Here is a 22,879-nt window from a genome sequence, read left to right as displayed (position 1 = left end):
CCTCCACTCTCTTATTCTTTCACTCCGCCGATTGTCAATCCGCCGACAAAATATTTTTGGAAAAACGGATATGTCAATGCGATCGGTAATGTTGAAACCACAACGATTGCCATGCGGGCAGATTCTGAAGGTAACGCTGCAAGTCCACCTTGGATTTGCGCCCCCATGCCTGCATTTTTGGCTAGAAAATCCAAATTACTTTGAATTTTCATCAATAAATATTGCAAAGGTACCAAGTTGTCATTTTGAATGTAAAGTAATGCGTTAAACCAGTCATTCCAATAACCTAAAGCAGCAAATAAACTAATCGTCGCAATCCCTGGTACTGCTAAAGGTAAGACAATTTTTGTAAAAATTCGTAATTCTGTTGCCCCATCAATCCGAGCCGATTCAATAATACTATCTGGCACTGTTTTAATAAAGAAAGTACGCATCACTAAAATATTAAAAGGTCCCAATGCCATCGGTAAAATCAATGCCCAAATTGTATCTTTTAAATAAAGCATGTTGCTGACAATTAAGTACGTTGCTACCATCCCTGGTGTGAAAAGCATCGTCACTAAAGCAAAAACGGTAAAGAACCGACGGAAAGGAAAATTCGACCGCGAAATCACATACGCATAAAGTGATGTCATGGTAGCATTTACCACTGTCCCTAAAACCGTTACAAAAATCGTTACGCCAAAAGCACGGAAGATTTTTGAACTCATTTGGCCAGCAAAAATGTAAGAATACGCTGCGGTTGAAAATTCTTTGGGCCAAAAACGATAGCCTAATTCTGCTAGTGAATGTTCTTCTGTCAGTGAGATCATCACAACAAAGAAAAACGGTAACACACATGAAATTGCAAATAACGCAATCAAGATATTAAAGATAATATTAACTGTGGGACTAAAGGAACGAATTTCCACTTTTGAAACTTTTTCTTTTTTACCCATGTGTCGCTCCTCCTTAGAATAATGCTGAATCTGGTTCGATTCGACGAACCACAAAGTTTGTGCCTAATAATAAGATTGCCCCGACCACTGATTGATACAAACTAGCGGCTGAAGACATCCCAATGTCCCCTGTAGCGGTTAAGCCGTTATAGATGTAAGTATCTAAAACTGACGTTACTTGGTATAACGCACCATTATTTCGTGGCAAGTTATAAAACATCCCAAAGTCTGCTCTAAAAATACCGCCGATGTTTAAAATCAACAAGACCATCATCATTGGGACAATTTGTGGAATGGTAACATTTTTAATTTGTTGCCATTTAGAAGCCCCATCCACCATTGCAGCTTCATAATATGTTGGATCAATCCCCATCACAGAAGCATAGTAGATGATACTGTTATAACCTAAGCTCTTCCAGACATTCATGACAACAAAAATTAGCGGCCACCAAGTTGGATCTGTATACCAGTTCACTGGGTTTTTACCATGGTTGGTTAACCACAAATTGAAAATCCCTTTATCTGGGCTTAAGAAGGCGTATAAGAAGTAACCGATTACAACCCAAGATAAAAAGTAAGGTAAAAGAGACATCGTATGATACACTTTCACCAATTTTTTGTTCCGTAATTCACTCATAATAATTGCAAAAGCAATCGCGAAAAATAAGTTAAAAGCTAAGAAAACTACGTTGTAAGCAATCGTATTACGGGTAATCAGCCAAGCGTCTTTTGAAGCAAATAAGAATTTGAAATTCTCAAAGCCAACCCACTTACTCGTTACCAAACTGTCAATAAAGCCATTTGGTGAAATGTGGAAATCTTTAAACGCCACCACATTGGCAAAGACTGGTATATAAAAGAAAAAGATAAACCAAACAAAACCCGGCAACGCCATTAAAATCAAAGCCTTATAGCGCCACACATTTTGCCAAAAGCCCACTTTTTTTCTTTTCTTCATCTTTAGACCTCCTTATGTTTTTCTGCATAGAAGACAACGCTTGTCACCTTCCTGACGTAGTAATAATACCGCTTTCAATTATAAGAAGTAAGGAACAAACTTTAGATAAGATGCAACAAATTTTAGAAAAGATATATCTTTTTTATAGGAAAAGCAAAAGGCAGCGGGTAGCTCTCAAGCAACAAGACGAACTCGAAATAAAATGACTACTAATTAAATTGTCGTCTCAATAAAGATATATCTTCTATATAAACATGTGGATGATTTTTATTTTCCGTATGTTTAAAGCAGGTGTATAATAACAACCGTTTGAAAACACGGTAAAGGTTGGAGTTAAGAAAATGAAAAATAAGAAGATGTTTTTAAGTGGTTTGTTATTATTAATCGCCTTAAGCCTGGTTCCTATGTCAACTCAAGCAAAGACAATAGAGTCCACCAGCAGTACTGATTCTTTTACACAATCTAGTAGTCCCGATAGTAATAGTAGTTTTGAAAGTAGCTCCGTTGGAAGTAGTAGCTCTACTCCACTAGCTACAATTTCTACTGCAGAACAAATTACAGCAAATTCTACCGGTAAAGAAAAAGTCAGTCCACTAATTAAAACAACAACAGTAGTAAAAAATGAACCGCAAAAAAATAGTACTACCAAATCCGTTGTTAAAAAGATAGTAGCAAGTAGTCCCGTCAAGGCAAAAGGAGCAAATTTTTACATTCAAATTACCAATAAGAACTACACCATTTGGTCAAATTTTTCTTGGCATAAACGCGCGGTTAGCGCCAGTTATATCAATACATTATTGCATGTAAAAGTTGTTTATCTTCACCAAAATGGAGCTACCTACTACTCTTTATATAATAATCAAGATAAATGGGTTGGCTATTTGAATGCTGATGCAACCAAAAAAGTTCCCATCCAAGGTTTATGGCATGCCACCACAAAATATGTCACCGTCACGAAGCCGACTTGGACAATATGGAATAACTTTAACGGTCAATCTAAATATAAAGCCGCTACACTTAATAATCGCGTTGTAAAAGTAAGTGGCTACTACAAACATTTTAACGGTGCGACTTATTACTCACTTTATGATAATAACAATAAGTGGCTAGGCTATTTCAATTCAAGTGGCGTGAAAGAAGTGGCCCCACAAGGTTATTACCACAGTTTAAATAAATACGTTAAAATCACTAAAAATTGGACAGTCTGGCGCAACTTTAGTTGGCAATTCAAAAGTTCGGCCAATAGCATCGCTAAGCAAACAATTCTCGCTAAAGGTTATTATCACCACTTTAACGGAGCAACATATTATTCTTTATACAATTCAAAGGGAATGTGGTTAGGCTATATTAATAGTAGCGCAACTGTAATTACAGTTGCTCCTAAGCCTGATAAAGTAGTTTTATTGGGTGTCCCTTTTATCAACCAAGGTAATACTATGTTATGTGAAGGTGCCTCACTGCTAGAAGCACTACATTATAAAGGAATTGCGACAAAACAAAATTTAATGACTTTTGTCAAATCGATGCCAGTTTCGCCTAACAATAATCCCAATAATGGCTTTTCTGGCGAATGGCGACATAACGTTAATGGTACGTATCAAGGTATGAATCCTGCACCAGTAGTTAAATGGGGGAATAAAAATGGGGGTAAGTTAGTAAATCTGACTGGCGCTACCGTTCAAACGTTGAAAAATGAAGTAGCAAACCAAAATCCAGTTATCGTATGGGTTACTTATGCTTTTGAGCCAGCTGAACATAAACACCTTTTTTGGGGTGATGCGATTTGGAATCGCCATGTTGTTACTATGGATGGTTATAAAAATGGTTTTTATCATGTCGTTGATCCCGTCTTCGGACCAAGTTGGATTACGGCAAAAAACTTTGAGACAGCATATAACGTTTCCCATTTCGCTGTTAGTGTTCGTTAATACAGGTATTTCTCCCCAAACCATTTTCTTTCAATAAATTCTACTAAAAAGATGTCATAAACGTATGCAGTAACAAAAAATACGTTTTTGCAAAAAAAAATAAAAACAAAAAAGGTTGCGATAAAAATTTATCACAACCTTTTTTAATTAATCTAAAGGTAACTCTTCTTGAGCTTTTTCTGGAACTTCACTACCATCGCCAATCCCGTAAGCTTCCCGCACACGAGTGGAGATTTCTGCTTTCATTTCAGGATGTTCTTTCATATAGTTTTTGGCGTTATCACGGCCTTGGCCGATACGATCGCCTTGATAAGAATACCAAGCACCGCTTTTATCAACGATATCTTGTTCAACGGCCATATCCAAAAGCTCGCCTTCTTGTGAGATACCTTGACCATACATTAAGTCAACTTCAGCTACCTTAAAAGGTGGCGCAACTTTATTTTTAACGACTTTGATTTTCGTTCTATTCCCAATAATATCGGTACCTGATTTTAATTGTTCAGCCCGACGAACTTCAAGACGGATCGTTGCGTAGAATTTCAACGCGCGTCCACCAGGAGTTGTTTCAGGATTACCAAACATGATACCGACTTTTTCACGAATTTGGTTAATAAAGACTGCGATTGTTTTGGTTTTATTAATTGAGCCAGAAAGTTTACGCAACGCTTGTGACATCAAACGTGCTTGTAACCCGACGTGGGCGTCCCCCATCTCACCATCAATTTCTGCCCGTGGTACTAAAGCGGCAACGGAATCGACGACGACAATATCAATTGCACCACTGGAAACCAAAGCATCCGCGATTTCTAATCCTTGTTCACCGGTATCTGGTTGTGATAGTAATAATTCATCAATATTAACGCCTAATTTTTGCGCATATAATGGATCTAAAGCATGTTCAGCATCAATAAAAGCTGCTGTCCCGCCATTTTTTTGCACTTCTGCAATGGCGTGTAAAGCAACGGTTGTTTTACCAGAACTTTCAGGGCCGTAGATTTCAACAATCCGTCCCCGTGGATAGCCACCCACACCTAAAGCAACATCTAATGCAAGTGAGCCACTTGGAATCGTAGAAACTTGTTGATCTGCCTTTTCTCCTAATTTCATTACGGCACCTTTACCGTAGTTTTTTTCAATCTTTTTTAATGCAGCATCTAAGGCTGCTTTGCGATCATCTGCCAAATAAATTCCCTCCATTATCTTTCATCTAGAAAAAAGCTTCAGCTGGTGAAGCGACACAATCTAAAAAATAAAAACACAGCAACTACTAAGAGAATTATCTCTTAACTACTGTTTAATAATAGCCTTTCTATCTAAAAAAAGCAAGAAAAAGCGAACGTATTTTCGCATATTAAAGGATATTAATCTTTTGTTCGTATTTGTCTTTTTATTGGGCTAAAACAGCGCGACGCAATAAATCTAATCCTGCCATTACAGCACTGTGACGTACATAACTTCGATCTCGCGTGAAGTGATACAAATGGGCAACAACGCCTTTTTCACTAGCTAAACCAATCCAAACCGTCCCGGCTGGTTGCCCTTCTAATTCATTAGGACCGGCGACACCAGTAAAACTTAAAGCGTAGTCTGCTCCTACAATCGCTCTGGCATTTTGCGCCATGGCTTTGGCACAGGCTTCACTAACCACACCATTTTCTGCGAGTAAAGCAGGATCAATTTGCAATAATTTTTCTTTTTGTTCTTTGGCATACGTTACAAAACCACCACTAAAAATTTCGGAGGCACCACTGACATTTGCCAACGTCCCTTGAAAGAGACCGGCAGTTAAACTTTCAGCTGCGGTGACACTGCAACCTTTTTCTTGCAACAATTTCACGACAACTGCTTCCAGAGAATTTTCCTCGCCGTAGCCGTAAAAATATTCTCCCACCTCCTCTTTAATTTTAGCTTCTGTTTCATCTAATAATTTTTGTCCACTCTTTTCATCATCTGTTTTAACCGTTAAGCGCAACGTCACTTCGTTGGGCTTGGCATAAGGGGCGATGGTGGGGTTCGTTTGCTTTTGGATGAGCGTAGCTAATTGCGTGACGAGTTTTGATTCGCCAATGCCGTAAAAGCGCAAGACCCGAGAAATTAATTGCTCTTGTTGTGGAAATTTTTCTTGTAGTAGTGCTTTGCCATGATGCAAAAACATCGGGCGCAATTCAGATGGTGGACCAGGTAAAAGTAAAAAAGCAGTAGTTGGACTTTGATAAAAAATACCAACTGCAAGCCCGGTTTCATTTGGTAAAGCGATTCCGTCTTCAAAAACCAATACTTGCCTTAAATTATTTTCTGTCATTTCTCTTTTGGCACGGGTGAAAAAAGCCTCTAATTCTTTACGTCCATTTGAATCTTCAACTAAGCGTTGACCTACGTGATAGGCGACGACGTCTTTTGTTAAATCATCTGTTGTAGGTCCCAAACCACCGCATAAAACAACAAGATCACTGCGGCGATCTGCGATTTTTAATAAGCTTTCTAACCGTGCAGGATTATCTCCCACCACGCTATGATAATAGACTTCAATGCCTAAATCTGCTAATTCTTCAGAAAGAAAAGTGGCATTTGTATTGACAACTTGACCGAGTAAAATTTCTGTTCCGACAGCAATAATTTCAGCTTTCATTTTAATTACTCACTTTCATATACGCAGTTACGTAAAAAAACAACGAGGTGCTGCAAAATTAAATTCATTTCACAGCACCTCATTTTAATAGGGGAGCAATTCAATAAACTTTCCCCGCACATTATTTTAGATTATTTACATAGAACCTTTAAAGACAGCCGTATTTTTAGCAAAATAATCCACACCTGAATAAATCGTAAAGATTAAGCAAGCATAAAGTAAAATCTGATCGACTGGAACTCCGATTAAATTAAACGGAATATTATTTAAAAATAGGAAAATAATCGCGAGCATTTGCGTCGCTGTTTTAACCTTCCCTGGCCAAGCGGCAGCCATTACTTCGCCACCTTCAACTAATAATAAACGCAGTCCCGTTACCGCTAATTCCCGACAGACGATAATGGCTACAACCCAGCCGGGAGCTTTGTTTAAATCTACTAGTAAAATAAATGCGGTCATCACCAACATTTTATCTGCTAAAGGATCAGCAAATTTGCCGAAATTTGTCACTAAACCTTGGGCACGGGCAATGTGTCCGTCTAACCAGTCTGTGAAACTTGCACCAGCAAAAATGATTGCAGCGACTAAGTGGGTTACAGGTAACACAGTAGTCCCTACAGTTAGCGTACCAAAATCTAGCGGTAAAACTAAAATCAAGATAAATAGTGGAATCATACAGATTCTAATCACCGTCAACTTATTGGGTAAATTCAATTGAATAATCTCCTTTTCTACTTTAAAACTGCCTAATCTGCTTTTTGATATGCAATGTTTAATGTCACATTTTTTCGTAAGGAAGGAATATTAGGATCCGTATAGTTTAAATCTTTGCTATTGGCTTTAATTGTCAAATTGCCACTTGCTCCTAAAACAATCGTAGCATTTGTAGCACCTTCAGGTAAAGTTGTTGACTGCGTTTCACCTGCTTGTAAGGTATATTGATAAACATAGCCGTTATTCACTAACACCCCAATCCAACAAGGACCATTGGCACTGCCAATAAAGTCTAATTTAATGGGCGCTTTTGCATCGGTCAAACTAAAAACAGCATCACTTTGCGTATTGCTATCTAATTTAACGGCCATTTCTTTTTCTTTTGTTGACTCAGTGGTTGATTCTTCAGTCGTACTTTCTGTCTGTTTTTTAGACTCAGAGGTCGATTCAGAAGCTTTAGTCGAACTTTGCGTTGCCAGTTGTTCAACCGTGACCGAAGAATTCGCTGCAATTAGCGCATCTTGGTTGTTACGATCTTGCCACGTCATATAAAATACGATTACTACAATCACAAGAGCTACTAAACCAAAGAAAATAACCGGTAGCAATCGCATAATGGGACTACCCGTTTCTTCTTCGACATGTAGTGATTTCCTTGAGCCTTGGACAGTTTCTGGTTGCGGTCTTTTAGGCGGTGGCGGTGTTAAAGATTCTTTCCCCGCTAAAACAGCCACTAATTTTTCCCCATCTTCTCCTACTGCTTGGGCATATTGCCGGACAAAAGCGCGCACATAAAAAGAACCCGGTAGCGCCTCAAAGTCACCACTTTCAATTGCTTCTAAATAGCGTTTTTGTATTTTAGTTATTTGTTGCAATTCATCTAATGAAATATTTTTATTTAAACGGGCTTGCCGTAATCTTGCGCCGATAGTTGTTGCTTCATTTGCCACTTACACATTCTCTCCAGTCTTTATTGCAGCCAGCCTCCTGTTACAGGAATCGTCGCACCAGTAATATACTGAGCGTCTGATTGAAACAAAAAAGCTACGACTGCCGCGATTTCCTTGGCGTATGCTAGTCTTCCTAGCGGGATTTCTTCTGTTAATTGTTTTAATTCAGCAGGTGACCAAGCTGCGTTCATTTTCGTCGCTACTGCTCCTGGGGCAACGCAATTGACGGTACAGCCGTTAGCGGCGACCTCTTTTGCATAGGCGTTAACAAAACTTTGTTGTGCCCCTTTAACCGCACTGTAAACAGTCTCTAAGCTACTGCCGGCTAAACCATAAACCGAACCGACAAAAACAATTCTTGGTCGGCTAGAACGCCGCAATTTTTCTTCTAAGCCCTGCAAAATAAGCAGTGGCGTTTCCAAGTGAATTTGCCATAACTGACGCATATCTTGTTGCGTATGTTCACAAAGCAAACCATATTTGGTAAAACCGGCGGCAAAAACAATGCCATCCACTTGAAATAAATTCGCCAAAAATGACGGAATAGCGGGGGTTTCTAGCATATCTAAGCATACCATAAAAAAATCTTGCTGGGGATAGGTTTCCTTTAAGTCGCTAACAAATTTTAATACTTTTTCTTCATGGCGATAATAGTGACAATATAATGACCAACCATCTTTAGCTAAGGCACGGCAAATAGCTTCGCCAATATCACCACTAGCTCCCATAATAAGCGCGCTTTTCATGCTTAATCCTCCTTAGGATACATGAAAAATTCACTCAGCGCCTCTTCTTTTATTAAACGCTGACCACAAGTATAAATATCTTCTAAAGTGATCGATTGAATAATCTCTGGCAAATCAAAAAGCGTTAAGTCACCAAACAAATTTTGATTGAATTGATTGGCGATATACTCTAAAGAATTCAAAGACTGGAAGAATTTGCCTAGCATACGTTTTTTCAATAAGTTTAAATTAGCTTCATTAATTTCTGGATCTTTACCGTAGTTTAATAAAATGGCGGTTACAGCTTTTGTCAGCTCTTTTGGATTATCACTATCGCCACCAAAATCAGCAAAACAAAAAGTCCGATCTAAATTAAATTCATAACCAAAAGTATCATCAATCACACCGGCATCATATAAATTCAAATAATTTTTAGAGGTGGTGCCTAAAAGGAGTTGCCACAATAAACTAGCAGCGGTTTTAAAACGCAACAGCTCACGATTATCCTGTGGTAAATCTGCCGTCAACATCTTTAAGCCCAAAATTCCTTTTGCCCGTGTCACCGGCATTTCTAAGCGATCAGACTTTTTAATGTCTGTCAGTGTTTCAGCCGGAAATTCCCGTTTGATTGGTTGGGGAATTGGAAAATCTTTGGCAGCTTGATTGGCTTTAATTAAGGCCATGATGCTTTCAGGCTCAATATTTCCCACTACAAACAATTTCATATTGCTAGGATGATAAAAAGTGTGATAGCACGTATACAAATCTTCTGCTGTAATTTCATCAATACTCTCCACCGTGCCAGCAATATCAATGTGAAGTGGGTGTTTGGGATATAAATTGTTAATGATGCCAAAAAATTGACGCCAATTAGGATCGTCTTGATACATTTGAATTTCTTGGGCGATAATCCCTTTTTCTTTATTGACACTTGCTTCAGTAAAATAAGGTTCTTGGACAAAATCCAGTAAAGTTGTCAGATTTAATTCAATATTATCTGTCGCCGAAAAAAGATAACTGGTTTTAGTAAAACTGGTAAAGGCATTGGCAGAAGCCCCTTGTTTGCCAAAATCTTGGAAAACGTCACCTGTTTCTTTTTCAAATAATTTATGTTCTAAAAAATGGGCAATGCCATCAGGGACAGTAATAAATTCTTCTTGACCAAGGGGAATAAAACGGTTGTCAATTGAGCCATAATCGGTGGTAAAAAGGCCATAAGTTTTGTGATAGCCCGGTTTTGGTAATAAATAAACAGTTAAACCATTCGGAAGCACTTCGCTATATAAGGTTTCGTTAATTTTTTCATATACTTTTTTCATTATGACTCACTCCTTTCCAAACAATAAATTGCTTTTAGTTTGACTGATAACGCGATCTTCTTTACCGCTTCAATACTTACTTCATCAATACCAGCAATAAAGGCTTCTTCAGACATCTTAGTATGCGGTAACCACAAATCCAAATAAGCATTTTCCATTAAAGCTTGCGGGTTATCAAGAGAAAGTAGATATTGGTTTTTTAACATCGCTTTTGTTTGCGCCAACTCTTCTTGTGTAACTTCTCCTTGGCGTAGGCTTTCCAACTGTTCATTAATCAAATGCAAAACCGCTTCTCTTTTTTCTTGATCAATTCCCGTCTGAACTTTTAACAAACCGCGAAAAGAATCAAAAGAAGAAGAAGCGTAATAAGCCAAACTTTCTTTTTCTCTGACGTTCATAAATAATTTAGAGTGGGGAAATCCACCAAATAAACCATTAAAAACCATTAAAGCAAAACGGCTGGGATCACCGTAATACGTATCGATTTGATAAGCTAAATTCAATTTAGCTTGAATGACTTGGTCGTATTCAACGTGTTCGTTAATAATATTGCTGTGACTTTGCGTAAAGAAAATTTCCGGTTTGACCCGCTCACTATTTAAAAAAGGCATTTTGGCAAAAATTTCTTGCACGTTTTTTGGTTCCACATCGCCAATCACAAAAATATCAATGTAATCTTCATTTAGCATCTTTTGGTGGACTGCCACTAAATCTGTTGCGGTTAAGTCTTTTGCAGTCGCTACGGTGCCAAAGCTTGGAACTTTTTGATCGGCATCATTTTGGAAAAACAATTCTTGGAGGCGTAAAGAAGCATAAGTTTGCTTATCTTCTTTCATACTCTTTAAATAAGCCAGTAAATTTTCTTTTTCAGTAGCAAATGTTTTTTCATCAAAAGCGCCATCTTTTACATTGGGGGCAAATAAAATCTCTTGTAAAAAAGCCACCGCTTCGTTTAAAAGATTCTCTTTACCAACATAACTGCCATTAACAAGTGACATCCCCACATTCACTTGGTGCAAATTGCCTTTTTTGGCTACACTGACACCAAAACTCGCACCATAAAGTTCGGCTAATCGCGTACTCAATTCATTTTGAGTGGGGTAGTTTAAACTGTTGGTTTCTAATAAGCTAGTCAACAAAGTACGGGCTGCTGCCGTTTTTTCACTATGACGGGCTGAAAAACGGATTAAAATCCGGGTTGTCTTATACTTTTTCGTTGGTATCACTTCAAGATTGATACCTTTGCCTAATTCAACTGACATATAGATACTCCTTATCAAATAATTTTTAGCTGTCAATTACAGAAAACTGCAATTCTTATTGTTGCTTTTTTTGATTAAAAAAATAATACTTCCCGCAAAATGGGAGAAAGTAAAATTAACTAGCTGTAACAAGACATCACTCTAATTATAGCATAGCCCTTAGCTAAACATTGATTTTACGCCTATTTGTCCTTTTGTTTCATATTATTTCAAATATTTAAAAATCTTCGTTATACTAATTTTAGTAATCCGCATTTTCATGCAGATTTTTCGGACTAAGTGAAAATTTTATGGCATTACTTTTGATTACCATAAAAAGAAAGGGGTAAAACAGATGATTAAAGAATTCAAAGAGTTTTTAATGCGGGGGAATGTCTTAGACCTAGCCGTTGGGGTTGTAATCGGGGGTGCTTTTACAAGCATTGTCAATCAAGTCGTTGAAGGTTTAATTACACCACTGATTGGACTAATTGTTTCTTTGTTTACCAAAAAAGGCGACTTGGACTCAGCTATGAATGTTTTAGACGTGCGCATTAACGGTGTCAAATTCGAATTTGGTAGTGTTGTGAGTGCTATTATTACCTTTATTATTACTGGTTTTGTCTTATTTATCATTGTAAAATTTGCCAACCGTGCTAAAGAACTGCGTCATAAAGAAGAAGTCGAAGAAGAACCAGAAATTACTGCTGAAGACTATTTAAAAGATATTCGCGATTTACTAGAAGCCCAAGGCGGCCCTGCAACTAAAAAGGCGCGCGAAGACCTAAATAACTCTGAATACTAATAAAATACACAAGTAAAAAACCTTGGCCAAAAGGCATGATTCATGCGCTGTGGTCAAGGTTTTTGTTAGGATTAAAATTTATCGGACAATTTATTAATGCTAATTTACCATTTATAAGTTGCCCGCATGAGTAACTCTTTACTTTTCTTATTTGCTTTTATCAAAGTGAAATTTCTGCAAGCTCCATATCAATATGGGGAATATCATCTTCTAAATACACTTCTGAAATCGCCTGAAAGCCAAATTCACCATAAAAATCTTGTAAATAAGCTTGGGCGCCGATAACAACTTTTTGATTTGGAAATTTTTCGGCAATGACTGCCAACGTTTTGGCTACGACTTTTTTACCTAAGCCGGTTTTGCGAAATGCTTTTGTGACCAACACGCGACCAAAATGTACTGTCTCATTTTCACTGTAAATCCGCGTATAAGCAGCAATTTCACCATTTTCACTTAGAAAATACGTATGCAAAGCTACTTCGTCTGTTTCATCAATCTCTTGATAGGGGCAGTTTTGTTCCACTACAAAAACAGCTACCCGCTCTTTTGCAATTTGATAAAATTCTTTAGTTGTTAGTTCGTTGAAATTTTTTACAATATATTCCATTTGGCCACCTCTTTCTTATTACCGCTTACTTTAGTTGCTGCGTTTGAAACACTTTTGTAAATTGCAGTCGCTCACTTTTTTGCTTACTTTGAAGGCTCTAAAAAAGCCCGCTGACAGAATATAAAAAATACGAAAGCTCAATTGAGCCTTCGTAATTTTTTATATTGTTTCTCCTAAAAATTCGATTTCGACAGTTCGTGTCAAAACATCTGAGTAACTGTAGGAAACGCGTTCAAAGGAATTTTCTTCTGGATCTAAATCAACGACGAAAACAGAAGGGTACGTTTCAGTTAGAATCCCTTTGCGTTCGGTTTGACGTTTACGACCAGTTTGAGCTACCAGCATGATTTCACTGCCGATACGACATTCTAAATCTTTTTTGATAGAAGCTAAAGTTGTTGGCATCGCATTCACCTCATCTACCATTATATCACATTTTTCTGAAAATTTCAAGTTTATCATAAATTTTTTGTCGTTTCAATAGCGAATTTTCCGTTATTTTTTTACTTTTTAAAAGGTGCTATTTTCAAAAAAATTTCAACTAATAATTTTCACATATTTGCGTAATTTTCGCCGCGCACGTTCCAATGCACAAGAAATTTTTTGACAACTAACGGCAGTTTTATAGGCGTAATAGTCTAGGTGTTCTCCTCTTAAATAAGCTTTTAATACATCCGCTTCCAATCCTGATAATAAACGAAAAGTCTCCCATAACTCCTCTTCTAAAAGGAGTTGTTCTTCTGCCAAAACGATACTTTGGTTATAGGCAACTAAAAAATCCGGACCTTCTTGCGCAATTTTTTCCTCCAGTGAGATTGCTTCTACCATTCCTTTTCTTTTATACGCTCCTTGTTTTCGCAATTCACTTTTTATTTTATTTTCAAAATTGGTTTTAAAAAAGGTGCCAAAAGACACTCCGCGGCTCCTATCATAATAATAGAGGGAATAAAAGAAACTAATGCGACCTTCTTGCAGCCAGTCATCATAATCAAAGTCGCGCAAATAATAGCGCCCCATCACCTTATAAATCACGGGCCGATACTCATAAAAAAGGCGGTCAAAAACTTCCATCTGGGCCAAAACTGCTTGGGGGTTAAAATCTGTTGAAATCATTTTAATGCCTCCTCCCAAAGTCTCTTGCTTTTTGACTGTACCACGAAAAAAAGCCCAACCAGTTTCATCTGGTGGGCTAATTCGCAACACAATTTTTTTAACTCTTTTTACTTAGTTCCTGTAGTTTTTGCTGTAAATCAGAAAGTTGTGCTTCATTCCAAGGAGAGTTGCGGCGAAAATTCGTAAACTTTAAATCCTCTTGATGTTCTGAAATTAATTTATTAGTTTTTTGCACCGCCTTATACAACTCGCGAGCAGAAGTTCTTAAGGCTCCTTGCGAGAAGACTACCCACTGTTCTGCTAAATCACTGGTTGCTACAGTCACCTGCGTTAAGGCATTATTCAACTCACCGGCGACACGTTCGATGTAACTGTCTGCGGTTTCTCCTTCTTCGGTGAAAATAACTTGCAGTTGATATTTGGTATAACGCTGTGTAATTCCTGGTACAAACTGGGCATCAAAAACGACGATAATCTCCAAACCTTCGTATTTGGCATAATTTGACAGCAAACTAAGCAATGTTTCTCTGGCGTCTTCTAGTTTTTCAGCTTTTTTTAACGACACAAGTTCTGGCCAAGCGCCAATCATATTATAGCCATCGACAATCAATAGTTGTTTTTTCACACTATTCACCTGCCCGTTGGCTGAAAGCCTGATAAATCAAAAGGCCACTCGCAACACTGGCATTTAAACTTTGGACGTGCCCTACCATTGGAATAGTTAAAAGTTCATCGACGGCTTTCATTAAGCCAGCACTCATTCCTTTACCTTCATTGCCAATAATCAAACCAATTTTCCCTTTGGCGTTCCACTGGCGGTAATCTGTGCCTTCCATTGCAGTACCAAAAATCCAAAAGCCTGCTTCTTTTAATTGTTGAACAGCTTGGCTTAAATTTGTGACCCGTGCAATTGGCATATATTCGACGGCACCAGTAGAAGTTTTAACGACAATCGGTGTAATCCCAACTGCACGATGTTTTGGTATAATCACGCCATCTACGCCAGCCGCATCCGCTGTCCGTAAAATAGAGCCAAAATTATGGGGATCTTCTAAGTTATCTAAAATTAAATAAAAAGGATTTTCTTTTTTGGTACTTTCTAGTAGTTCAGTAAGAGACAAATATTCATAAGGTGTGATTGCTAAAACCATGCCTTGATGAACCCCACTGTCACTCATCGTATCTAGCTTGCTTTTTGGTACCCATTTGACTGGGACAGCTTGTTCTGTGGCTAAAGTTTTCAATCCTTCGATTTTATCGCCTCTGGCATCTTCTGCTAAAAATAATTTATTTCCTCGACCTGCTTTTAACGCTTCAACTACGGCATGATGACCAAAAACAAAATTCTCATTTACTTCTGTTACGGCCCCGTTTTCTACGTTATCATTTTTTACATTGGCTTTAAAATCAGCGTGTTTTTTATGACGCGGATTACCTTTTTCAGCGAAGTTTTTGCCACGGCGATTTTTATCATTTGCACCATAATTTGTCCGCTGCTTTTTAGTCGCTTTGTCTGCTCGTTTATTTGCCATTTGTTTCACCTACTTTCTTGATACACCAGTCTATTAGTTCTTCTAAGCGTTCTTGTCGTTTGGTGAGGTGCAGATAGCCCATTAAAGCCTCAAAGCCTGTCGCAATGCGATACGTGGTAATATCAGCATTTTTCGCACTCGTGTGACTTTTACTATTACGTCCGCGGCGATAAAACAGCTCTTCGTCTTCTGATAAAATTTCTGCCGTCAACATTTCATTCATTAAGAAAGCTTGGGCTTTTGCCGAAACATAGTGGGTCGCCTGTTTGTGTAATTGATTGGGCCTAGTTTGACCAGTAGCAACCAAATAATCGCGAATATAAACTTCATAAATCGCATCGCCCACATACGCTAGTGCTAAACCATTTAATTGTGTGTAATCTCTCATGCTTCTCTTCTCCAACGGGTACCTTGGGCAGTATCTTCCAAGATAATCCCTTGTTCTTTTAATTGATCGCGAATTTCATCACTACGGGCAAAATCTTTATTTTGGCGAGCTTCTATTCTTTCACTGATTAATTTTTCAATATCTTCGTCTAATAACTCATTACTAATAAAATAAATCCCAAAAACAGCTAGCCAAGCGTGTAATTTTTCAGTAGCTGCATCTAAAACAGCTTTTGATACTTCACTTTGTTCAGTATAAGTATTCAGCCATTTTGCCAGTTCATAAAGCACCGTTACACCATTTGCGGCATTAAAATCATCGTCCATTTCTGTAACGAAACGATTTTCCAGTTCCGCTAATTCTGCCAATTTGACCGTATCAGTTGGTAAAGTTGCTTGAGCAGTTGTTAAACGGAAGTTCGCATTTTCACTGGCTGTTTTTAAGCGTTGCAAGTTATTGGCAGCGTCTTTTAAAGTCGCTTCACTGTAACGAATCGGGCGCCTGTATTGGGTGGTCGCCATAAAAAAGCGCAATACTTGTGGATCAACTTTTTGAATTAAATCATGCACGGTCACAAAATTCCCCAATGACTTACTCATTTTTTCATCATCTTCACCGATTGTCACATAACCATTATGCATCCAATAATTGGCGAAGGTGTGGCCTGTTTTGGCTTCACTTTGAGCAATCTCATTTTCATGGTGAGGAAATTCCAAATCTTGACCACCGCCGTGAATATCAATGGTGTCTCCTAAATGTTTGGTCGCCATTACCGAGCACTCAATATGCCAGCCCGGACGGCCCAATCCCCACGGAGAATCCCAAGCGATTTCTTCTGGTTTGGCGCTTTTCCATAAAGCAAAATCCAAGGGGTCTTCTTTAACGTCTTGTTCTGCACCTGTTCTTTGACTAGCGCCAACTTCTAATTCATCAATCGACTGATCACTTAATTTACCGTAATTTTCAAACTTACGAGTCCGATAATAAACATCGCCATTTGCTTCATAAGCAAACCCTTTTGCCACTAAAACCGAAATAAAGTCGATAATATCTGGAATATGGTCCATTACTCGTGGATGTAACGTTGCGGGTTCGACATTTAAAGCATTAGTATCTTCTTCAAAAGCGTGAATAAAACGCTCAGCTACTTCTGGTGCGGTTACTCCCAACTCTTTGGCGGCACGAATGATTTTGTCATCGACATCGGTAAAATTGGAAACGTAATTGACCGTAAAACCGCGGTATTCAAAATAGCGCCGAATCGTATCAAAGGCAATCGTACTTCTCGCATTGCCGATGTGAATGTAATTGTAGACTGTCGGACCACAAACATACATCCGCACTTTGCCTGCTTCAATTGGTTTAAACTCTTCTTTTTGTCGTGTCATGGTGTTATATATCTTAATCATACTTCAACCTTCTTTCCTGCAATTCGCACAACTTTCGCTGGAATTCCTACTGCCGTTGCATCATCTGGAATATCTTTTAAAACAACTGCCCCTGCCCCAATTTTGGCATTTTTACCCACCGTCACCGGGCCTAAAATTTGAGCGTTCGCTGAAATCATCGCTCCTTGTTTGATCGTAGGGTGCCGTTTACCGGCTTGTTTTCCGGTACCACCTAGTGTGACCCCATGAAATAAAACGACGTCATCGCCGACTTCTGCCGTTTCGCCAATCACAACACCCATGCCGTGATCGATGAACACACCGTCGCCGATTTTGGCGCCAGGATGAATCTCAATGCCCGTTAAAAAGCGTTGAAATTGGGAACTGATTCGTGCCCATAAAAACAGCTTGTGATTGTATAAAAAATGTTCAAAGCGATGCCAAAACAAAGCATGAATACCCGGATAAGTCAAAATAATTTCCAATGTGTGGCGGGCCGCCGGATCATTTTCCTTGGCCGCTTGAATCGCACGTCTCCCCCATCCCATCGTGTCACATCCTTTTTTATATTAAGATATTTTAGTAGCTATTAATAAAAAAGCGCCCTTTAAATAAGTTTCCTTATTTAAAAGACGCTTTGGGCGTGGTTCCACTTTCATTTGACCCAATTATAAAATTGGGTCCTCAAGAGTGGGTAACGTCCACAAAACGGCATAAAGCTAGCTCCTAGGTGCATTTCCTGCTTCATCTCAGCTACTTTCCACCAGCTTAGTAACCTCTCTTTAGAAAATCCCGCAGTACTTCGTCTAATCAACGCCTATTTATTTAATTAAACCTCATGCTTTTACCAAATTCCAATCGTTTACTGATTAAAACTTCCTGTAAACCGTGTCTTATAAAACTTGTTCTAGGTGAGCTAAAGCTTTTTCTTTGCCTAAAAGTTCAACAGTATCTGGTAATTCTGGGCCATGAGTTTGGCCTGAAACAGCGACGCGAATTGGCATAAATAAGTTCTTGCCTTTCACGCCTGTTTCTTTTTGTACTTCTTTAATCGCAGCTTTTACGCTTGGGGCATCCACTGTATCCATTGCTTCAAGTTTTGCTTTAAAAGCAGACAAGACTTGCGGCACTGTTTCGCCAGCTAAAACTTCTTTTGCTGCATCGTCTAAAACAGGATGTTCAGTAAAGAAGAGTTCAGATAATTCCACGATTTGAGCAGCATAACTCATTTGTGGTTGATACAAGGCCACGATTTTTTTCACGCGTTCTAGTTCTTCAGCAGATAAATCTGTGGAGATGCGACCTGCTTTTTGCAAATATGGTAAGCACATTTCTACTAAAACGTCTAAGTCCATCGCTTTAATGTAGTGGTTGTTTACCCATTCTAATTTTTTGGCGTCAAAAGCCGCAGGTGATTTACTTAAACGGTTCGGATCAAACATCTTAATTAATTCATCTTGGCTAAAGATTTCATCTTCTCCCACTGGTGACCAACCAAGTAAAGCAATAAAGTTAAACATTGCTTCTGGCAAGTAACCTAATTCGCGATATTGTTCGATAAATTGTAGGATTGATTCATCCCGTTTGCTTAGTTTTTTACCTGTTTCAGAGTTAATGATTAAGGTCATGTGACCAAATTCTGGCGCTTTCCAACCAAAAGCGTCATAAATCATTAATTGTTTTGGTGTATTGGCGATATGGTCATCCCCGCGCAAAACGTGGGTGATTTTCATCATATGATCGTCGACTGCTACGGCGAAGTTGTAAGTTGGCATGCCGTCGCGTTTTTGAATAACAAAGTCGCCACCAACATTATCCGATTCAAAAGAGATTTCCCCTTTGACCATGTCGTGAAATTTGAATTCTGTGTTTTTTGGTACACGGAAACGAATCACAGGTGTTAAACCTTGCGCTTCTTTTTGCGCTTGTTCTTCTGGTGTTAAATGGGCACATTTACCAGAATAATGAGGCATTTCACCACGGGCACGTTGCGCTTCTCGTTCTGCTTCTAATTCTTCTGGCGTGCAGTAACATTTATAAGCACGGTTAGAAGCTAGCAGTTGATCGATTAATGGTTGGTAAATTTCAGCTCTTTCTGATTGACGATAAGGGCCGTATTCACCAGGATTTGCAGGAGATTCATCCCAGTCCATCCCTAACCATTTCAAATTATCTAACTGACTTTTTTCTCCGTCTTCAATATTGCGTTTGGTATCCGTATCTTCAATGCGGATAATGAAATCTCCGCCGTTGTGGCGGGCAAATAAATAGTTAAATAGCGCAGTTCTGGCATTACCAATGTGTAAATGTCCAGTTGGGCTTGGTGCGTAACGCACGCGAATTTTCGTCATCTAATCGCTTCCTTCGAATTATTTTCAAGTAGGGTAACAGCCATTGCCGCAATTGCTTCATTGCGACCAACAGGCCCTAATTGTTCCATTGTTGTGGCTTTAATACTAAGCTGATTTTCTTCTAACTGACAAATTTCACAAAGCACTCGCCGCATTTTGGAAATAGAGTCCGCAAGTTTGGGCTGTTCAGCTAGAATTGTACAATCAATATTGTGAATAGTAAAGCCAAGCGACCACGCTTTTTGTAAAACTATCGCCAATAAGTGAGTCGAATCGGCATTTTGTACCGTTGCAGCAGTAGCTTTAAACATCTGACCAATGTCGCCTAAACCTGCAGCACCTAAAATGGCATCGATAATTGCATGGGTTAAGCAATCCCCATCGGTTACACCTGCAAGTCCCAGGTTGTCAGGATGAAAAACAGTAACGCCGCCTAAAATGAGTGGCCTGTTTAAAACTAAAGGATGTAAGTCATAACCTTGACCAACTCTAAGCATTTTTACGGCCTTTATTCCGATTTTTCTGATTCCCATTTTGCTGGTTTTGTTTCTGATTGCTATTATTTTGCGTATGGTCACTACTTTCTGCTTGCTCTAAATCAGTTGCTGTAGTTTCTGGTTTCACATCATCAATACCCCGCCCTGAATGTGCTGGCTTGGCAAAAATCATACGTCCAGCTGCTGTTTGAAGTGCGCTAGTCACTACGACTTTAATGCGTTCATTCATATAATGTTGGCCGTCTTCAACTACGACCATCGTACCGTCATCTAAATAAGCAACCCCTTGTTGGCGTTCTGTTCCGGCTTTTACTAATAAGACATCCATAGTTTCCCCTGGGATCACTACTGGTTTTACAGCATTTGCTAGAGCATTAATATTTAAAACTGGCACATTTTGAAACTCCGCTACTTTGTTTAAGTTGTAGTCATTGGTGACGACAACGCCATCTAAAAGTTTGGCTAACTTCAATAATTTGCTGTCGACTTCTTGAATATCTTCAAAATCACCGTCATACATTTCTACTGAGATATCTTCTTCTTTTTGTAACGCGTTTAAAATATCAAGGCCGCGCCGTCCTCGTACCCGTTTTAGACTATCCCCAGAATCGGCAATATATTGCAATTCATACAAAACAAAATTCGGAATTAAAATCGTACCTTCTAAAAAGCCAGTTTTAGCAATGTCATAAACGCGCCCGTCAATAATGACACTTGTATCTAAAATTTTATAACGGTGAAAAGTATCCCCTGCTTTACGCTCTAAAATCTGTTGTTGGGTTTCGTCATTTTTTTTCGATTTGGGAGTAAAGATCTTTTTCCACTCGTCAATCCGCGTCACCCCAACTTGGAAACCAAAATACCCCAATAAAATCATCACGAAAAAGGGCATAAAGCTAGTCACAAATGGAATGTTCAAATTATATAAGGGAATGGAGATAATCATCCCAATCATTAACCCAATAATGGTACCAATTGCCCCAAAGAGCAGATAGGTTAAACTAATTTCACTCAATTTTTTCTCAATATAAGACAATCCAGCTGAAATATACCGTTCCAATACCAACGCGAATAAAAAGAAAATAATTGCGCCAATCAAAATGTTGGTAAAGGGGTTATTTAGCCACTGGTTGCCAGTTAAGCCAATCGTATCCCACGCCATGGGTAAAAATGAAGCCCCCAAGCTAGCGCCAGCTACGACCATTAAAACAATAATGATCCGTCGTTGCATAACAAAACTCCTCCGATTTTTTGCTGCTAAATAGAAAAGGGAACTGGGAAAATAGTGCTAATTTTTTTAGCTTCTGTTATCTTTTCTATTTAGCGCGATAAGACTACCTGTTAAAACTAATTTAGCCATTTAGCCAAAAACTTTTTTTAATGTTTCCGCCAGTGTCGCCACGCCAATGACTTGAATACCTTTTGGCGCTTGCCAACCATTCAAATTATTTTTTGGTAGATACACTTTAGTAAAACCTAATTTTTGTACTTCTTTGACCCGCTGCTCAATATTGGAAACGCGGCGGATTTCACCGGTCAAACCAATTTCACCAATAAAACACTCAGTTGGACTAGTTCCTTTTTCTTTGTAACTAGACGCAATGGCAACTGCGACTGCCAAATCAATCGCCGGCTCGTTTAATTTCACGCCACCAGCCGCTTTTAAATACGCATCCTGATTTTGCAACAATAACCCAGCGCGTTTTTCCAACACGGCCATAATCAAAGAAACGCGATTAAAATCAAGGCCGGTTGTGGTCCGCTTGGCATTGCCAAACATCGTTGGTGTAACAAGCGCTTGAATTTCGACTAAAATTGGGCGACTGCCTTCCATCGCTACGACAATGGCTGAACCCGTAGCACCAGCTAAACGCTCTTCTAAGAAAACTTGCGACGGATTGGCCACTTCATGAAGGCCATCTTCGTGCATTTCAAAAATACCAATTTCGTTAGTGGAACCAAAACGATTTTTTACCGCCCGTAAAATCCGGAAAGTATGATGCTTTTCTCCTTCAAAATACAAAACCGTATCCACCATATGCTCTAACATCCGCGGTCCAGCAATGGAACCTTCTTTGGTCACATGACCGACAATAAAAATCGCAATTCCATTGGACTTGGCAATTTTTAACAATTCCGCGGTAGTTTCTCTAACTTGGGAAACACTGCCTGCCACACTGGTCACATCAGGCTGCGTCATGGTTTGAATAGAGTCGATGATGACGTAATCTGGTGCCAGATTTTCAATTGCCCGCGAAATTTCGTGCATATCGGTTTCCGCGTACAAATAAAATTCGGTTTTAATCGAACCTAGGCGCTCGGCCCGCATTTTAATTTGTTCGGCACTTTCTTCACCGGAAACATACAAGACTTTACCGCCTGATTCTGCCAGTTGTTGGGACACTTGTAAAAGCAAAGTCGATTTCCCAATCCCTGGATCACCACCAATTAAAACCATTGAACCCGGAACCACCCCACCACCTAAAACGCGATTTAATTCCGCTAATTTCGTTTTAACGCGGGGTTCTTTTTTGGGGATGACATCGGCGATTTTTGTGGGCTTGGTTTTTTCACCAGTTAAACTCGTCCGGACGCGGCGATCAGTGGTATCTTGAATGACCACTTCCACCATTGAATTCCAGCTGCCACAGTTGGGACATTTACCGAGATATTTTGGTGAAATATAGCCACAATGTTGACATTCAAATTGGACTTTGGGCTTTTTTGCCACAACTATCCCTTCCTTTATTTTAGCACACCTACCGCTAATAAAAGCTGTACAAAACGTGTACT

At 39.0% G+C, this 22,879-nt stretch carries 23 protein-coding genes; 2 read left to right on the top strand and 21 right to left on the bottom strand.

Going from position 1 to position 22,879, the window contains the following annotated elements:
• Nucleotides 1-11 precede the first annotated feature (11 nt).
• Nucleotides 12-938, bottom strand: coding sequence for a carbohydrate ABC transporter permease (locus IGI65_RS03460; RefSeq protein ID WP_071864411.1), 927 nt, complete (start codon nt 936-938; stop codon nt 12-14).
• 13 nt (nt 939-951) lie between these two features.
• The gene (locus tag IGI65_RS03455) at nt 952-1,896 is read right to left on the bottom strand and encodes an ABC transporter permease (protein WP_071864410.1); all 945 of its coding nucleotides are present in this window, start codon (nt 1,894-1,896) and stop codon (nt 952-954) included.
• Between the two features lie 341 nt (nt 1,897-2,237).
• Between IGI65_RS03455 and IGI65_RS03450 the strand changes: the two genes are divergently transcribed.
• Nucleotides 2,238-3,824, top strand: a complete 1,587-nt coding sequence (locus IGI65_RS03450) for a C39 family peptidase (protein WP_438773243.1) — start codon at nt 2,238-2,240, stop codon at nt 3,822-3,824.
• A gap of 147 nt (nt 3,825-3,971) precedes the next feature.
• On the opposite strand, the gene recA is transcribed toward IGI65_RS03450, so the two are convergent.
• The 7 genes from recA to yfmF all read right to left on the bottom strand — a co-directional run bounded on the left by recA (nt 3,972) and on the right by yfmF (nt 11,426).
• Nucleotides 3,972-5,009 (bottom strand): recombinase RecA, encoded by a 1,038-nt coding sequence (gene recA / locus IGI65_RS03445; protein WP_071864408.1) that lies wholly within the window; start codon nt 5,007-5,009, stop codon nt 3,972-3,974.
• A 205-nt stretch (nt 5,010-5,214) separates the two neighbouring features.
• A complete protein-coding gene (locus IGI65_RS03440) occupies nt 5,215-6,456 on the bottom strand; it encodes a competence/damage-inducible protein A (RefSeq protein ID WP_438773242.1) in 1,242 nt (413 codons plus the stop codon).
• Between the two features lie 135 nt (nt 6,457-6,591).
• Nucleotides 6,592-7,170 carry a CDP-diacylglycerol--glycerol-3-phosphate 3-phosphatidyltransferase gene (gene pgsA / locus IGI65_RS03435; RefSeq protein WP_412256701.1) on the bottom strand — a complete coding sequence of 193 codons (579 nt, stop codon included), beginning with the start codon at nt 7,168-7,170 and terminating at the stop codon, nt 6,592-6,594.
• A 32-nt stretch (nt 7,171-7,202) separates the two neighbouring features.
• The gene (locus IGI65_RS03430; RefSeq protein WP_071864405.1) at nt 7,203-8,120 is read right to left on the bottom strand and encodes a helix-turn-helix domain-containing protein; all 918 of its coding nucleotides are present in this window, start codon (nt 8,118-8,120) and stop codon (nt 7,203-7,205) included.
• 20 nt (nt 8,121-8,140) lie between these two features.
• Nucleotides 8,141-8,866, bottom strand: coding sequence for an elongation factor P 5-aminopentanone reductase (ymfI, locus tag IGI65_RS03425; protein ID WP_071864404.1), 726 nt, complete (start codon nt 8,864-8,866; stop codon nt 8,141-8,143).
• A 2-nt stretch (nt 8,867-8,868) separates the two neighbouring features.
• The gene (gene yfmH, locus IGI65_RS03420; protein WP_412256842.1) at nt 8,869-10,167 is read right to left on the bottom strand and encodes an EF-P 5-aminopentanol modification-associated protein YfmH; all 1,299 of its coding nucleotides are present in this window, start codon (nt 10,165-10,167) and stop codon (nt 8,869-8,871) included.
• Entirely contained in the window at nt 10,164-11,426 is a 1,263-nt protein-coding gene (gene yfmF, locus IGI65_RS03415; protein ID WP_438773241.1) for an EF-P 5-aminopentanol modification-associated protein YfmF, read from the bottom strand. The genes yfmH and yfmF overlap by 4 nt, the downstream gene beginning before the upstream one ends.
• Before the next feature lie 334 nt (nt 11,427-11,760).
• On the opposite strand from yfmF, the gene mscL reads away from it, so the two are divergent.
• Nucleotides 11,761-12,210, top strand: coding sequence for a large conductance mechanosensitive channel protein MscL (gene mscL, locus IGI65_RS03410; RefSeq protein WP_438773240.1), 450 nt, complete (start codon nt 11,761-11,763; stop codon nt 12,208-12,210).
• A gap of 160 nt (nt 12,211-12,370) precedes the next feature.
• On the opposite strand, the gene IGI65_RS03405 is transcribed toward mscL, so the two are convergent.
• From IGI65_RS03405 to radA, 12 genes are all read right to left on the bottom strand, one after another.
• Nucleotides 12,371-12,817: a GNAT family N-acetyltransferase gene (locus tag IGI65_RS03405; RefSeq protein WP_438773239.1), complete on the bottom strand. Its 447-nt coding sequence runs from the start codon at nt 12,815-12,817 to the stop codon at nt 12,371-12,373.
• 159 nt (nt 12,818-12,976) lie between these two features.
• Entirely contained in the window at nt 12,977-13,279 is a 303-nt protein-coding gene (locus IGI65_RS03400) for a Veg family protein (protein ID WP_180708219.1), read from the bottom strand.
• A 75-nt stretch (nt 13,280-13,354) separates the two neighbouring features.
• A complete protein-coding gene (locus IGI65_RS03395) occupies nt 13,355-13,930 on the bottom strand; it encodes a sigma-70 family RNA polymerase sigma factor (RefSeq protein WP_438773238.1) in 576 nt (191 codons plus the stop codon).
• 97 nt (nt 13,931-14,027) lie between these two features.
• On the bottom strand, nt 14,028-14,555 hold the full coding sequence (locus IGI65_RS03390) for an NYN domain-containing protein (protein WP_438773237.1): 528 nt from the start codon (nt 14,553-14,555) through the stop codon (nt 14,028-14,030).
• A 1-nt stretch (nt 14,556) separates the two neighbouring features.
• Nucleotides 14,557-15,462, bottom strand: coding sequence for a 23S rRNA (guanosine(2251)-2'-O)-methyltransferase RlmB (gene rlmB / locus IGI65_RS03385; RefSeq protein ID WP_438773236.1), 906 nt, complete (start codon nt 15,460-15,462; stop codon nt 14,557-14,559).
• A complete protein-coding gene (locus tag IGI65_RS03380; RefSeq protein WP_071864397.1) occupies nt 15,452-15,850 on the bottom strand; it encodes a Mini-ribonuclease 3 in 399 nt (132 codons plus the stop codon). The genes rlmB and IGI65_RS03380 overlap by 11 nt, the downstream gene beginning before the upstream one ends.
• Nucleotides 15,847-17,259 (bottom strand): cysteine--tRNA ligase, encoded by a 1,413-nt coding sequence (gene cysS, locus IGI65_RS03375; RefSeq protein ID WP_412256686.1) that lies wholly within the window; start codon nt 17,257-17,259, stop codon nt 15,847-15,849. Before cysS ends, IGI65_RS03380 begins: the two co-directional genes overlap by 4 nt.
• The gene (gene epsC / locus IGI65_RS03370) at nt 17,256-17,786 is read right to left on the bottom strand and encodes a serine O-acetyltransferase EpsC (RefSeq protein ID WP_071864395.1); all 531 of its coding nucleotides are present in this window, start codon (nt 17,784-17,786) and stop codon (nt 17,256-17,258) included. The genes cysS and epsC overlap by 4 nt, the downstream gene beginning before the upstream one ends.
• A gap of 345 nt (nt 17,787-18,131) precedes the next feature.
• Nucleotides 18,132-19,589, bottom strand: a complete 1,458-nt coding sequence (gene gltX / locus IGI65_RS03365) for a glutamate--tRNA ligase (RefSeq protein WP_095006118.1) — start codon at nt 19,587-19,589, stop codon at nt 18,132-18,134.
• On the bottom strand, nt 19,586-20,086 hold the full coding sequence (ispF, locus tag IGI65_RS03360) for a 2-C-methyl-D-erythritol 2,4-cyclodiphosphate synthase (protein ID WP_438773235.1): 501 nt from the start codon (nt 20,084-20,086) through the stop codon (nt 19,586-19,588). The genes gltX and ispF overlap by 4 nt, the downstream gene beginning before the upstream one ends.
• Nucleotides 20,079-21,317 (bottom strand): PIN/TRAM domain-containing protein, encoded by a 1,239-nt coding sequence (locus IGI65_RS03355; protein ID WP_438773234.1) that lies wholly within the window; start codon nt 21,315-21,317, stop codon nt 20,079-20,081. Before IGI65_RS03355 ends, ispF begins: the two co-directional genes overlap by 8 nt.
• Nucleotides 21,318-21,446: 129 nt before the next feature.
• Nucleotides 21,447-22,817, bottom strand: coding sequence for a DNA repair protein RadA (gene radA, locus IGI65_RS03350; protein ID WP_438773233.1), 1,371 nt, complete (start codon nt 22,815-22,817; stop codon nt 21,447-21,449).
• Nucleotides 22,818-22,879: the final 62 nt, after the last annotated feature.

The organism is Enterococcus sp. DIV0755b, from assembly GCF_051713765.1.
GTDB lineage: Bacteria > Bacillota > Bacilli > Lactobacillales > Enterococcaceae > Enterococcus_C > Enterococcus_C canintestini.
The sequence above is the reverse complement of the archived record's forward strand: the minus strand, read 5'-3'. Positions and strand labels throughout refer to the sequence as shown.